The 12,518-nt window shown below is 76.1% G+C and carries 14 protein-coding genes; 1 reads left to right on the plus strand and 13 read right to left on the minus strand.

All coding sequences use genetic code 11. From position 1 onward, the window contains the following. Positions 1–36: 36 nt before the first annotated feature. Both tsf and rpsB read right to left on the minus strand, forming a co-directional pair. Positions 37–882 (minus strand): translation elongation factor Ts, encoded by an 846-nt coding sequence (gene tsf, locus FB586_RS16380; protein ID WP_136520414.1) that lies wholly within the window; start codon positions 880–882, stop codon positions 37–39. Between the two features lie 103 nt (positions 883–985). After that, positions 986–1,966: a 30S ribosomal protein S2 gene (gene rpsB / locus FB586_RS16385; protein ID WP_136520415.1), complete on the minus strand. Its 981-nt coding sequence runs from the start codon at positions 1,964–1,966 to the stop codon at positions 986–988. Positions 1,967–2,443: 477 nt separating this feature from the next. On the opposite strand from rpsB, the gene FB586_RS16390 reads away from it, so the two are divergent. Next, the gene (locus tag FB586_RS16390; RefSeq protein ID WP_246036854.1) at positions 2,444–2,998 is read left to right on the plus strand and encodes a M23 family metallopeptidase; all 555 of its coding nucleotides are present in this window, start codon (positions 2,444–2,446) and stop codon (positions 2,996–2,998) included. Positions 2,999–3,015: 17 nt separating this feature from the next. Here the strand turns inward: FB586_RS16390 and FB586_RS16395 are convergent, their stop codons facing one another. The 11 genes from FB586_RS16395 to rimM all read right to left on the minus strand — a co-directional run bounded on the left by FB586_RS16395 (position 3,016) and on the right by rimM (position 12,450). Beyond that, positions 3,016–3,954, minus strand: coding sequence for a FliA/WhiG family RNA polymerase sigma factor (locus FB586_RS16395; protein WP_187697884.1), 939 nt, complete (start codon positions 3,952–3,954; stop codon positions 3,016–3,018). A 95-nt stretch (positions 3,955–4,049) separates the two neighbouring features. After that, positions 4,050–4,979, minus strand: a complete 930-nt coding sequence (locus FB586_RS16400) for a tyrosine recombinase XerC (protein WP_136520417.1) — start codon at positions 4,977–4,979, stop codon at positions 4,050–4,052. Between the two features lie 133 nt (positions 4,980–5,112). Next, complete coding sequence (gene dprA / locus FB586_RS16405; protein ID WP_136520418.1) at positions 5,113–6,297, minus strand: DNA-processing protein DprA; 1,185 nt, start codon at positions 6,295–6,297, stop codon at positions 5,113–5,115. Then, positions 6,294–7,811, minus strand: a complete 1,518-nt coding sequence (locus tag FB586_RS16410; protein WP_136520419.1) for a YifB family Mg chelatase-like AAA ATPase — start codon at positions 7,809–7,811, stop codon at positions 6,294–6,296. The genes dprA and FB586_RS16410 overlap by 4 nt, the downstream gene beginning before the upstream one ends. Then, positions 7,812–8,168, minus strand: a complete 357-nt coding sequence (locus FB586_RS16415) for a YraN family protein (protein ID WP_136520420.1) — start codon at positions 8,166–8,168, stop codon at positions 7,812–7,814. A gap of 141 nt (positions 8,169–8,309) precedes the next feature. Continuing rightward, entirely contained in the window at positions 8,310–8,633 is a 324-nt protein-coding gene (locus tag FB586_RS16420) for a DUF2469 domain-containing protein (protein ID WP_136520421.1), read from the minus strand. A gap of 61 nt (positions 8,634–8,694) precedes the next feature. Continuing rightward, complete coding sequence (gene rnhB, locus FB586_RS16425) at positions 8,695–9,516, minus strand: ribonuclease HII (RefSeq protein ID WP_136520422.1); 822 nt, start codon at positions 9,514–9,516, stop codon at positions 8,695–8,697. Positions 9,517–9,532: 16 nt separating this feature from the next. Beyond that, on the minus strand, positions 9,533–10,396 hold the full coding sequence (gene lepB / locus FB586_RS16430; protein ID WP_246036856.1) for a signal peptidase I: 864 nt from the start codon (positions 10,394–10,396) through the stop codon (positions 9,533–9,535). A 134-nt stretch (positions 10,397–10,530) separates the two neighbouring features. Beyond that, positions 10,531–10,893 carry a 50S ribosomal protein L19 gene (rplS, locus tag FB586_RS16435; RefSeq protein WP_136520423.1) on the minus strand — a complete coding sequence of 121 codons (363 nt, stop codon included), beginning with the start codon at positions 10,891–10,893 and terminating at the stop codon, positions 10,531–10,533. Between the two features lie 224 nt (positions 10,894–11,117). After that, positions 11,118–11,900 (minus strand): tRNA (guanosine(37)-N1)-methyltransferase TrmD, encoded by a 783-nt coding sequence (gene trmD, locus FB586_RS16440; RefSeq protein WP_136520424.1) that lies wholly within the window; start codon positions 11,898–11,900, stop codon positions 11,118–11,120. Position 11,901: 1 nt separating this feature from the next. Beyond that, positions 11,902–12,450, minus strand: a complete 549-nt coding sequence (gene rimM, locus FB586_RS16445; protein WP_136520425.1) for a ribosome maturation factor RimM — start codon at positions 12,448–12,450, stop codon at positions 11,902–11,904. Positions 12,451–12,518 lie beyond the last annotated feature (68 nt).

The raw sequence follows: 12,518 nt of genomic DNA on the forward strand, positions 1-12,518 counted from the left end.
TCCGTCCGGACCGGGGCCACCGCCCTCACGACGTGCTCAGGCTCCGACGCGGTAGCGCACGAAGCCCGTGACCGTGCCGCCGGCCTCGGCGACGACCTGGCCGACCGTCTTCTTGTTGTCCTTCGCGAACGCCTGGTCCAGCAGGACCGACTCCTTGAAGAAGCCGTTGAGGCGGCCCTCGACGATCTTCGGCAGCGCGGCCTCGGGCTTGCCCTCGTTGCGGGCCGTCTCCTCGGCGATGCGGCGCTCGTTCTCGACGATGTCCGACGGGACCTCGTCGCGCGTCAGGTACGACGGCGAGAACGCCGCGATGTGCGTGGCGACGTCGCGGGCGACCGAGGCGCCGGCCGCGTCCGTGGCGACGAGGACGCCCACCTGGGGCGGGAGGTCCTTGTTGACCTTGTGCAGGTAGACCTCGACGTGCTCGCCGGCGAGGCGCGCGACGCGGCGGACGACGACCTTCTCGCCGAGCGTCGCGGCGGTCTCGTCGACCACCGTCTGCAGCGGGGTGCCGTCGGCGTCCGCGGCGAGCAGCGCCTCGGCGTCGGCCGCACCGGAGGCGACGGCCGTGGCGAGCACGCGCTCCGCGAGCGAGATGAACGTCTGGTTCTTCGCGACGAAGTCGGTCTCGGAGTTGACCTCGACGAGCACGCCCGTCTGGCCCTCGCCGTCGGCCGTCGGCGCCACGTTCGCGGCGACCAGGCCGTCGGAGGCCGAGCGGCCCTCGCGCTTGCCGACGCCCTTCAGGCCCTTGACGCGGATGATCTCGAGCGCCTTGTCGACGTCGCCGTCGGCCTCCTCCAGCGCCTTCTTGACGTCGAGCATGCCGGCACCGGTCCGCTCGCGGAGCGCCTTGATGTCGGCCAGCGAGTAGTTCGCCATCAGTTCCGTCCGTCCTTACGTTCTGGCCGGTCCCGCAGGTCCGCGGGCCGGGGCGGGTGCGGCGCGGTCGCGCGCGCCGCACCCGCGGGTGTGCGTCGGTGCGTCAGGCCTGCTCGTCCTGCGCAGCGGCCTCCTCGCGCGCCTCGCCGGCGGCAGCGGCCTCGACGGCGGGGGCGGCGTCCTGGCCGGGCGCGGTGGCCGACTCGGCCGGACCGGCCTCGCCCGCGGCCTGCTGCGGGTCGCCCGCGGCGGCGGCAGCGGCGTCGACGGCCTCCGGCGCGAGCGCCGGGTCCTGCAGGCCGGCCTCGGCACCGGCGAGGAGCTCGCGCTCCCACTCGGCGAGCGGCTCGGCGTCGGCGTCGGCACCCTGCGTCGCGGCGGCGGCGCCACCCGAGTGGCGCTTCATGAGGCCGTCGGCGGCCGCGTCGGCGATCACGCGGGTGAGCAGCTGGACGGCGCGGATCGCGTCGTCGTTGCCCGGGATCGGGTAGTCGACGACGTCCGGGTCGCAGTTGGTGTCGAGGATCGCGACGACCGGGATGCCGAGCTTGCGCGCCTCGTCGACGGCCAGGTGCTCCTTGTTGGTGTCGACGACCCAGATCGCCGAGGGCACCTTCGCCATGTCGCGGATGCCGCCGAGCGTCTTCGTCAGCTTGTCCTTCTCGCGGCGCAGGACGAGCAGCTCCTTCTTCGTCAGGCCCGAGGCCGCGACGTCGTCGAAGTCGATCTGCTCGAGCTCCTTGAGGCGCTGGAGGCGCTTGTGGACCGTCGAGAAGTTCGTGAGCATGCCGCCCAGCCAGCGCTGGTTCACGTAGGGCATGCCGACGCGGGCGGCCTGCTCGGCGACGGGCTCCTGCGCCTGCTTCTTGGTGCCGACGAACAGGATCGAGCCACCGTGCGACACGGTCTGGCTCACGAAGTCGTACGCACGGTCGATGTACGACAGCGACTGCTGCAGGTCGACGATGTAGATGCCGTTGCGCTCGGTGAAGATGAAGCGCTTCATCTTGGGGTTCCAGCGGCGGGTCTGGTGCCCGAAGTGGACACCGCTCTCGAGCAGCTGGCGCATGGTCACGACGGCCATGACACGTCCTCCCGGCGCGCGCCGGCCAGGCGCGCGCACTCGTGCGGGCCGGGGCCCGCGGTCTCGGTTGTCGGTCCGGCCGGCGGCCGGTCCCCTGGTGCCACCCGCCGTCCGCACCGGGCCCGAGGGCCCGGACCGTGCGGGACGACGTCCGGTCAGGACCGGGTCATGGCACGCGAATTCGACCGGCACGGGCCGGTCGTGGGGAAAGTCTAACGCACCACGGCACCTGCCCTCGTCGGGGTCCCGGCCGACCACAGCCGGCCGGCACCGCAGCCCCGTCCACAGCCCTCGGCGGCGGTGCTCCGCACCTGCGGGTGCGGCGTCCATCGTGGTCGCATGCCGCCCCGTCCATCGCTCAGGTCCCCCGGCCCCGCTCGCGCCGCTCTGCGGTGCGACGACGTGCGTCGCGCCCTCGGGCGGGAGCGGGAGGCCCGTCCCGGAGGTCGCCCGGCGGTCGGGGCACAGCGCGCGGGCGTGGCGCACCCTCCGCCCCGGGCGGGCGCGCGGCGTGCGGCCGGCGCCCTGGTGACGCTCGTCCTCGGCGCGCTCGCCGCGGGCGTGGTCGCGCCGCCCTCGGACGCCGGCGTCCCCTCGGAGCCGGCCACCGTCGTGGTCTACCGTCCGCCCGTCGAGGGGGTGCGAGCCCCGACCCGCGCGTTCGAGGCGCCGCCCGAGCCGTGGGCCGCCGGCCACCGCGGCGTGGACCTGCCCGCTCCCGCGGGAGCCCGCGTGCTCGCGCCCGCCGACGGCGTCGTGACGTTCGCGGGTCCCGTCGCGGGGCGCGGCGTGGTGACGGTGCTCCACCCCGACGGGCGGCGCAGCAGCCTCGAGCCGCTGACGCCGGCGGTGACCGCGGGCGACCGGGTGCGCGCCGGCGACACCCTGGGCACGGCGGCCGACGGCGGCCACTGCGTGGGCACGTGCGTGCACTGGGGCGTGCGGGAGGGCGAGCGCTACGTCGACCCCTGGGCGCTCCTGCCCGGGGCCGGGCCCGTGGTGCTCCTGCCCCTCGGACGAGGGGAACCGTAGGTGCGGCCGCCGGCGTCTCAGGCGCGCTCGGCGTCGAGCAGGCGCGTGCGCAGCCGGACCATGGCCGCGGTGTGGATCTGGGAGATGCGCGACTCCGTCACGCCGAGCACACGCCCGATCTCGGCGAGCGTCATGCTCTCGTAGTAGTAGAGGACGACGACCAGCCGCTCACGCTCGCCGAGGCACTCGATCGCCCGCGCCAGCAGGTACTTCGTCTCCTGCGCCTCGACCGAGCCGGCAGGGTCCTCCGCACGCCGGTCGCCCAGCGTGTCGGCGAGCGTGCCCGCACCCGGGCGGTCGTCCGAGCCCGCGAGCAGCTCGTCGAGGGCCGCGATGTTGACCGCGGCCAGCTGCGTGTAGACGGCGCGCAGCTCGTTCACGGGCAGGTCGAGCCGCTGGGCGACCTCCGCCTCGGTGGGCGCCCGGTGCAGCGTGGCCTCGAGCTCGCCGTAGGCGCGGTCCACGGCCCGGGCCTTCGTGCGCACCGACCGCGGCACCCAGTCCATCGCCCGCAGCTCGTCGATGATGGCCCCGCGGATCCGGGAGGAGGCGTACGACTCGAACTTCACGGCACGCTCGGTGCGGTACTTCTCGATGGCGTCGATCAGCCCGAACATCCCGTAGGACACGAGGTCGGCGTGCTCCACGCTGGACGGCAGGCGCATGCCGAGGCGGCCGGCGACGGCCGTCACGAGCGGCACGTAGTGCAGGATCAGCTGCTCCCGCGCCCGGCTGCAGCGCTCCTGCTCGTACCGGGCCCAGAGCGCCTCGACGTCGTCCGCCTGCGGGACGGCGACAGGGCCCGCGGGCACGGGGGCCTGCGTCGCCTCGCTCGCGGCTGCGCCGGCGGTCGTGCGCTGCTGCGGGACGAGGCCCGCGGGGGCGGTGCCCGGCCGGTAGGCGCGCAGCGGGGCGGGTGCCGGGGTCCCGACGGTGGCGTCCTGCAGTGCCGTCATCGTCGGCTCCGTCTCTGTGCTGGTGCCCGTGCGGGGCGAGGTCGGGCGGGGAGGGGCGGGGCGGTGCCCGGGACGTCCGGGCTGGACTACGGCGTTCACGCCCGTGGATGGGCGAGGCGGTGGGCCGAGCGGAGCCGCTCGGCGGACACGTGGGTGTAGCGCTGCGTCGTCGCGAGGCTCGCGTGCCCGAGCATCTCCTGCACCGAGCGCAGGTCGGAGCCGCCCTCGAGCAGGTGCGTCGCCGCCGTGTGCCGCAGGGCGTGCGGGGCGATGTCGTCGACGCCGACGGCGGCGGCCAGCGCGTGGACGACCGAGCGGAGCTGGCGCTGGTCCGCGCGTCCGCCGCGACGACCCAGCAGGAGCGCCGGCGGCGTCCCCTCCCGGACCAGGCGCGGACGCGCCCCGGCCAGCCACGCGTCGACGGCACGTGCGGCGGGGAGCCCGAACGGCACGACGCGCTCCTTGCCCCCCTTGCCGAGCACGCGCAGCGTGCGGGTGCCGAGGTCGACGTCCGGGACGTCCGCGCCGCACAGCTCGCCGACGCGCACGCCCGTGCCGTAGAGGAGCTCGAGGGCGGCCCAGTCGCGCACCAGGAGGGGGTCGTCGTCGTCCTGGGCGCGCTCCCGCGCCGCGTCGAGGAGCCGCGTCACGGGCTCGACGGCGAGCACGGTCGGCAGCGGGGCACCGCTGCGCGCCGACGCCAGCCGCAGGGTGGGGTCCGTCGCGAGCCTGCTGGTGTGCACCGCCCAGCGGAAGAAGGTGCGGGCGGCGGCCGACCGGCGGGCGAGCGTCGCCCGGCTGCGGTCGGCCCCCGCCATCGCGGCGAGCCACCCGCGGAGCACCGCGAGGTCGACCTGGTCCAGCCGGCTGACCCCGTGCCGCACCGCGTGCGCGAACAGGTGCTCCAGGTCGCCGAGGTAGGCGCGGACCGTGTTCTCGGAGAGCGCCCGCTGCGCGCGCAGGTGGAGGGCGAAGTCGGCGAGCAGCTGGGCCCTCTCGGGGGCCCTCGCCGTGATCTCCGCCATGAACATGCTCCTAAGGTGGCGCCCGTCACCATGCCTTCACAAGACGCTCGGAGAACGACGGGAAAGCGCGCTGACGGAATCCGCCGACAATGTCCGTTTCGAAGGCGCGGATTCCCCTGAACGCCGCTTTTTTTCACCCTCGGGTCCGCTCATCCTCCTCGGCCACCACCCAACCGGCCGCGCCGCGGCGGACGAGGCCGTCGAGCTCGAGCAGGCCGAGCATGTCACGCGCCTCGCCGGCCGTCGTGCCGGCTCGCACGGCGACGTCGTGGGTGCTCCGTGCGCCGCGCCGCGGCACCGCGTCGAGCACCCGGCGGGCCAGGGGGCCGAGCTCGTCCTGCGGCTCCCGTGCACCTGCGTCGGGCGCGTGGAGACCGCTGCCGACGTCGCCCGCGAGCTCGACCACCTCGGCGGCGTCCGTGACGCACGTCGCGACCCCGTCGCGCAGCAGCCTGTGGCAGCCGGCCGACGCGGCGGAGGTCACCGGCCCCGGCACGGCACCGACAGGACGCAGCAGGCGCGCCGCGTGGTGCGCTGTGCTCGCGGCACCCGACCGCCAGGCGGCCTCGACGACGACGGTCGCGCGCGACGTCGCGGCGATCAGCCGGTTGCGCTGCAGGAACCGGCTCCGCGTGGGGACGGCCCCGGGCGGCACCTCGCTGACGAGGGCGCCGCCGCTGTGCACGACCTCCTCGAGCAGGCGGGCGTTGCCCACGGGGTACGCGCGGTCGACGCCGCCCGCGAGCACGACCAGCGTGCGCCCCTCGCCGACCAGGGCTCCCCGGTGCGCAGCCGCGTCGACGCCGTAGGCACCGCCCGACACGACCTGCCACCCCTGGCGCGCGAGGTCCACGGCCAGGTCGAGCGCGACCCGTTCGCCGTACGGCGTGCACGCGCGCGCGCCGACCAGCGCGACCGAGCGGTCCGCACGGGGCGCCTCACCGCGCACCCAGAGCGCGAAGGGTGCAGCAGCACCGAGGTCGTCGAGCCCGCGCGGCCACTCCGCGTCGCCGGGGACGACCACCCGCGCGCCGGTCCGCGCGGCGGCCTCGCGGTCGCGCCCGGCGTGGACGTGCGGCCGCCGGACGGCCCACCTCCGCAGGGCGGCGGTGACGCGACGACGGGTGGGATCGCCCGTCTCCCCGGCGCGGGCGTGCAGCCAGCCCCAGTCTGGCCGGCCGGCGGCGAGCGCCGCGTCCACCCACGCCAGCGCGGGCGCCGCGCCGCACGTGCTCACCAGCGCGCCCGCCACCTCGTCCCCGGGCTCGACGAGCGCGCTCCACGCGGCGCGCGCCTCCCGGTCCGCGCCGCCGCTCACGCGCCGTGCCCCCGCGTCCGCAGCGCCAGGGCGCGCGCCACGTCCGTGCGCGTCGGCGCGGCACGTCCTTCGAGGTCGGCGACGGTCCACGCGACGCGCAGCACGCGGTCCGCCCCGCGCAGGCTGAGCGTGCCCCGGTCGACGCTGCGGTGCAGGTCCGCCAGCAGGCGCGCGTCCGCACCGAGGGTGCGGTGCAGCGCGCGCGCCGGCACCTCCGCGTTCGCGCGCCAGCCGGCACTCCCCCAGCGCTCGTGCTGCGCGGCCCGGGCGGCCGCGACACGGGCGGCGACGACGGCCGTCCCCTCGCCGGGCCTGTCGCTCGCACGCGACGGCGGCACGTCGAGCTGGAGGTCGACCCGGTCGAGCAGCGGCCCCGAGAGCTTGCCGAAGTACCGGCGACGCTGCTCCGGACGGCAGGTGCAGTCCAGCCCCTTGCCCACGGCCCGGCCGCACGGGCACGGGTTCGCGGCCAGCACGAGCTGGAACCGCGCGGGGTACCGCGCGGCCCCGCCGGCCCGGTGCAGCACGACCTCGCCGTGCTCGAGGGGCTGTCGCAGCGTCTGCAGGACGCCTGTCGCGAACTCCGGCGCCTCGTCGAGGAACAGCACGCCGCGGTGCGCACGGGACGCGGCGCCGGGCCGCGCCAGGCCGGACCCGCCCCCGACGACGCTCGCCGGTGTCGCGGTGTGGTGCGGGTCCTCGAACGGTGGCCGACGCAGCAGCCCGCGCGCGGGGTCGAACGTGCCTGCCACGGAGTGGACCGCGGTGACCTCGACCGCGTCGGCGTCGTCCAGGTCGGGCAGCAGCCCGGGCAGCCGCGCCGCGAGCATCGTCTTGCCCGTGCCCGGAGGGCCGACGAGCAGGAGGTGGTGGCCGCCGGCGGCGGCCACCTCCACGCCGACCCGTGCCTCCTCCTGCCCGCGCACGTCCGCGAGGTCGAGGGCCGTCGCGGCGGCGGTCGCGAGCGGGACGGCGCGGACCACGTCCACGTCCGGCACCTCGACGTCCGCCCCGTGACGCGCGGCGACCTGGGCGAGGTGCTCGGCGGCGAGCACCTCGGCGCCGGGGACGAGCGCCGCCTCGGCGGCGTTCCCCGCGGGCACGACGACGCGCGGGCGCCCGGCGGCCACCGCCGCGGCCACGGCGGGCAGGACGCCGCGCACCGGCCGCACCCGGCCGTCCAGGCCCAGCTCGCCGACGTGCACCCATGCGGCGGCGCTCGCGGCGTCGACGAGGCCGGCACCGGCGAGCGTGGCGACCGCCACCGCGAGGTCGAACCCCGACCCCGCCTTCGGCAGCGTCGCCGGGGACAGGTTCACCGTGATCCGCCGGTTCGGCCAGGCCATGCCGGACGAGGTCACCGCCGCGCGCACGCGGTCGCGCGACTCGGCGAGGGCGGCGTCCGGGAGCCCGACGAGCGTGAACGCGGGCAGCGACGCGGCGAGGTGGGCCTCCACCTCCACGACGTGCCCCTGCAGGCCCAGCAGCGCGACGGCGCAGGTGCGCCCGAGCACTCAGACCACCCCCGGCAGGTGCTCGACGTGCGCGCGACCCCGGGGCGGCAGGGTCACGGCGACGACGTCGACGCGCACCGAGCGCGCCTGGACGTCGTGCGCGCGCAGCCACGCCGCGGTCAGGCGCCGCAGCCGTGCGAGCTTGCGGGCCGTCACCGCCTCCGCGGGGTGGCCGTAGGCGGCCGACCGGCGCGTCTTGACCTCGACCGCCACGAGCTCGTCCCCGTCGAGCGCGACGATGTCGAGCTCGCCCTCGGCGCACCGCCAGTTGCGGTCCAGCACCCGCCACCCGGCCTCGGTGACGAACCTCGCCGCCACGTCCTCGCCGTACCGTCCCACCGCGTCCGTCACGCGCACGCCGACCACCTCCGGCGACGACCCTCGCGGCACGGCCGGAGCCGTGGCGCCAGGGCTGCGCGGTCGGTGGGGGGAGGACGGGTGGAGGCGGGCTGTGGGCGGCTCAGCGGCCTCGGAGCGACCGCCCGGAGGCGACCGGCGTCAGCGCGGGAACGCCGTCCCGGACCCGAGGTCGAGCTCGGCCTTGGCGAGCTCCTCGACGTTGACGTCCTTGAACGTGACGACGCGCACCGACTTCACGAACCGCGCCGACCGGTACACGTCCCACACCCACGCGTCGACCAGGGCCAGCTCGAAGTAGACCTCGCCCGCCGCGGACCGCACCTGCAGGTCGACGTGGTTCGCCAGGTAGAAGCGCCGCTCCGTCTCGACGACGTACGAGAAGAGGCCGACGACGTCTCGGTACTCGCGGTACAGCGCGAGCTCCATGTCGGTCTCGTAGTTCTCCAGGTCCTCGGCGCTCACGCGACCATCATCCCCCATCACACCGGGTCGCACGCCCGCGCACGGCGGTCCGCGCCGCCGCTCAGGCGGTCCCGAGCCCGTCGTCGAGCAGCGCCTCCAGCACCCAGCCGGGGCCGCTCGTCGTGGGCGGCGCCTCCTTAGGCTCCGGCAGCCGCCACGAGCGACGGTGCAGCGGGCTGGGGCCGTGCAGGCGCAGCGCCGCGGCGTGCTCGGGTGCCGAGTAGCCCTTGTTCTCGTGCCAGCCGTAGTGCGGGTGCTCCTGCGCGTACCGGACCATGAGCGCGTCCCGCTCGCACTTGGCGAGCACGCTCGCCGCTGCCACGCTCGCGCACGTGCGGTCCGCCTTGACGCGCTTGTGGACGCGCGGCACCGCCACGCGCAGCAGGTCGCCGAACAGCTCGTCCTGCGTCCCGAAGAGGTCGGGCGCGGGCGGCGTCAGCCAGTCGTGGGACCCGTCGAGCACCACCACGTCGACCCGCTCCACGACCGTGAGCACCGCCGCGAGCGCCCGCGTGCCCGCGAGCCGCAGCGCCGCCACGATGCCGCGCTCGTCGATCTCCTGAGCGCTGGCGTGCCCGACGGCACGGGCGACGCCCCAGCGCCCGAGCGCGGGCAGCAGGCGCTCGCGCGCGGCCGGTGTGAGCAGCTTCGAGTCGGCGACCCCGCGGGGGGCGGAGCGGGTCGCGGCGTCGACGACCACGACACCGACCGACACGGGACCGGCCAGCGACCCGCGGCCCACCTCGTCCATGCCGGCCACGTAGGTGTGCCCCTCGCGCAGCAGGGCTCGCTCGTGCCGCAGGTGCGGCACCGGACGCGCGGGCGGGCGTGCGACGCGGGTCGCGGGCGCGGCGGGCGCGCGCGACGGGTCGGTGACGGTCATGACGGGCCGATCGGGGTCAGGACGGGTCGGGGACGCCGGCGAAGGTGTCGGAGGGGTTGCGCAGCACCGTCACGCGGTCCAGCGGCCACACGGTGACGAACGCGACCCCGACGATGTTGTCCATCGGGACGGACCCCCCACCGGGACGTCCCTGGTTGAAGCGCGAGTCCGCGGACCGCGGGCGGTTGTCCCCCATGACCCACACCGAGTTCTCGGGGACGACGACGTCGAACGTCTTCTCGCTCGGCTGCACGCCGGCGGCGAGGTACGGCTCGTCGATCGGCACCCCGTTGACCGTGACGGGCGAGCCCGGACCGGCGCTGGCCACCCGGTCGCCCGGGAGCCCGATGACGCGCTTGACGAGGTGCTCACCGGCGTCCTGCGGCAGCAGGCCGATCCACGTGAGCGCGTCCTCGACGGCGGTGCCGACCGGACCCCGCGCGGGCTCCTCCACCGGCGGCAGCCAGCCGCCGGGGTCCTTGAACACGACGACGTCGCCCCGGCGCAGGTCGCGAGGCCCGGGCGTGAGCTTGCTGACGAGGATGCGGTCGTTCTCGATCAGGGTGTCGTGCATCGACTGCGACGGGATGAAGAACGCCTGCACGAGGAACGTCTTGACGACGAGCGACAGCACCAGCGCGCTGACGAGGATGATCGCCGTCTCGCGCACCCAGGACCACGCGCCGGAGCGGTTCGCACCACGCTCCCGCTCGCGGATGCGGCGGCGGCTCCCCGCGCCCTCGGGGTCCTGGTCCGTGCGGGCGCCGTCGGACGCGTCGCCCCTCGGAGGCCACGGGGGCCGCTCGTTCCCGGCACCGGCGTCCATGCCCTGCCCGGGGGGCGGCACCGACCCCAGCTGCTCGGCGCGTCGCTCGCTCACCGTCACACTCTGCCACGAGGGCGGGTCCCGCGCGGAGCCCGACCGCACGTCGAGCGGGGCCGGACGACCTCCGCGAGGACGCCGACGGGCGGCCACCGCAGCTGCGGTGACCGCCCGTCGTGGAGGCGCGGTGCTCAGCCCTTGGCCGGCGCCTGCTCGCGCTTCTCCTTGATCTTCGCCTTCTTGCCGCGCAGCGCACGGAGGTAGTACAGCTTCGCGCGGCGGACGTCACCGCGGGTCACGACCTCGACCGAGTCGAGCGTCGGCGAGTGGACGGGGAACGTGCGCTCCACCCCGACGCCGAAGCTGATCTTGCGGATCGTGAAGGTCTCGCGCACGCCGGCACCCTGGCGGGCGATGACGACGCCCTGGAACGCCTGGATGCGAGAGCGGTTGCCCTCGACGACCTTGACGTTGACCTTGAGGGTGTCGCCGGGGCGGAACTCCGGGACGTCGGTGCGCAGCGATGCTGCGTCGATCGCGTCGAGCGTCTGCATGACGTGTCACTTCCCCGCCCTGCCGCAGGTCAGGAGCGTGATCGACGGGCGCACGCGCTGCCGGGGCAGGGCAGGCGCCCGTGGGGGCTCGGTTCAGGTGGGCGGCCCCGGGCGGAGCCGGGTCCGTGCGTCGCGGGCGCTCTCCCCTGCGGCAGAGAGGCGGCCGACGCGCACCGACCGACCAGTCTGCCACAGCGGCGCCGTCCGACCGAATCAGCCGCAGGTCAGACCGCGGTCGCGTTCCGCACGAGCCGCCCGTCCTCCACGTGCCACCCGAGCTCGGCGAGCAGCGCGACGTCGTGCCGGTCGAGCGCGGCGGGGTCGAGCGCCGCCAGCAGGTCGGGCCTGCGCCGTGCCGTCCGCTCGAGGGCGCGGTCGCGCCGCCACCGCTCGATGCGCGCGTGGTGGCCCGACAGCAGCACGTCGGGCACCTCCCGGCCGGCCCACTGCGCCGGCTTGGTGTAGACGGGGTACTCGAGCAGCCCGGCCGCGCCGTGCGACTCCTCCACGAGGGACGCGGGGTTGCCCACCACTCCGGGCAGCAGCCGCGCGACTGCCTCGACCACGACGAGCGCGGCGACCTCCCCGCCGTTGAGCACGTAGTCGCCCAGGGAGAGCTCCGTGACGCGCACGCGCTGCGCGTAGTGCTCGGCGACCCGTGCGTCGATGCCCTCGTACCGTCCGCACGCGACCACCAGGTGCTCCTCGCGTGCCAGCCGCTCGGCCGTGCGCTGGGTGAACACCTCGCCCGCCGGCGACGGGACGATCAGGTGGGCGCCGTCGTCGAGCACGTCGTCGAGCGCACGCCCCCACACGTCCGGCCGCATGACCATCCCGGCACCGCCGCCGAACGGCGTGTCGTCGACCGTGCGGTGCCGGTCGTCGGTCCACGTGCGCAGGTCGTGCACGCGCAGGTCGAGCAGCCCGGCGGTGCGCGCCTTGCCGACGAGCGACAGGTCGAGCGCGGCGAGGTACTCGGGGAAGATCGAGACGACGTCGACGCGCACGTCAGCCCTCGTCGCCGGTCGGCTCGTCGACGACCAGACGGTCGGCGTCGGCGGCCAGCAGCCCGCCCGGCGGGTCGAGGACGACGCGGCCGGCGGGCACGTCGACCACCGGCACGATCGCCTCCACGAACGGCACCAGCGTGCGCGTGCCGTCGGGCTCGCGCAGGACGAGCAGGTCCTGCGCGGGCAGGTGCTCGAGGCCGACGACCTCGCCGAGCAGGCGCCCGTCGGCCGCGTGCTCCGCACGCAGCCCGACGAGCTCGTGCTCGTACCAGCCGTCGTCGTCCGCGTCGTCGTCGCTGTCGACGAGCAGCTCGACGCCGCGCAGCGCCTCGGCCGCCGTGCGGTCCGGCACCTCGGTGAAGGCGACGTACCAGCGTCCCTGCGCCTCGCGCACACGGGTCACCGTGAGCGGACCGGCCGACGCCGGGTCCGTCTCGAAGCGCGCACCCACCGCGAACCGTCGCTCCGGGACGTCGCTGCGGACGTCCAGCGCGACCTCGCCCCGCAGGCCGTGGGCGCGGCCGATCCGGGCCACCGTCAGCTGCATCGTGCTCTCCCTCCCCCGCTCGCCTGCCGGCGTCGGGGCTCGTCGGTCACCGCGCACGGGCCCGGTGA

The sequence above is a fragment of the Cellulomonas telluris genome (assembly GCF_004886325.1).
In the GTDB taxonomy this organism is placed as follows: domain Bacteria; phylum Actinomycetota; class Actinomycetes; order Actinomycetales; family Cellulomonadaceae; genus Cellulomonas; species Cellulomonas telluris.

Bases quoted from the DNA above. Each gene is read 5' to 3' on its own strand.
- FB586_RS16400 (WP_136520417.1), bottom strand. From the start codon at position 4,979: ATGGCGGAGATCACGGCGAGGGCCCCCGAGAGGGCCCAGCTGCTCGCC.
- rnhB (WP_136520422.1), bottom strand. From the start codon at position 9,516: ATGACCGTCACCGACCCGTCGCGCGCGCCCGCCGCGCCCGCGACCCGC.
- rimM (WP_136520425.1), bottom strand. From the start codon at position 12,450: ATGCAGCTGACGGTGGCCCGGATCGGCCGCGCCCACGGCCTGCGGGGC.
- tsf (WP_136520414.1), bottom strand. From the start codon at position 882: ATGGCGAACTACTCGCTGGCCGACATCAAGGCGCTCCGCGAGCGGACC.
- rplS (WP_136520423.1), bottom strand. From the start codon at position 10,893: ATGCAGACGCTCGACGCGATCGACGCAGCATCGCTGCGCACCGACGTC.
- rpsB (WP_136520415.1), bottom strand. From the start codon at position 1,966: ATGGCCGTCGTGACCATGCGCCAGCTGCTCGAGAGCGGTGTCCACTTC.
- FB586_RS16395 (WP_187697884.1), bottom strand. From the start codon at position 3,954: ATGACGGCACTGCAGGACGCCACCGTCGGGACCCCGGCACCCGCCCCG.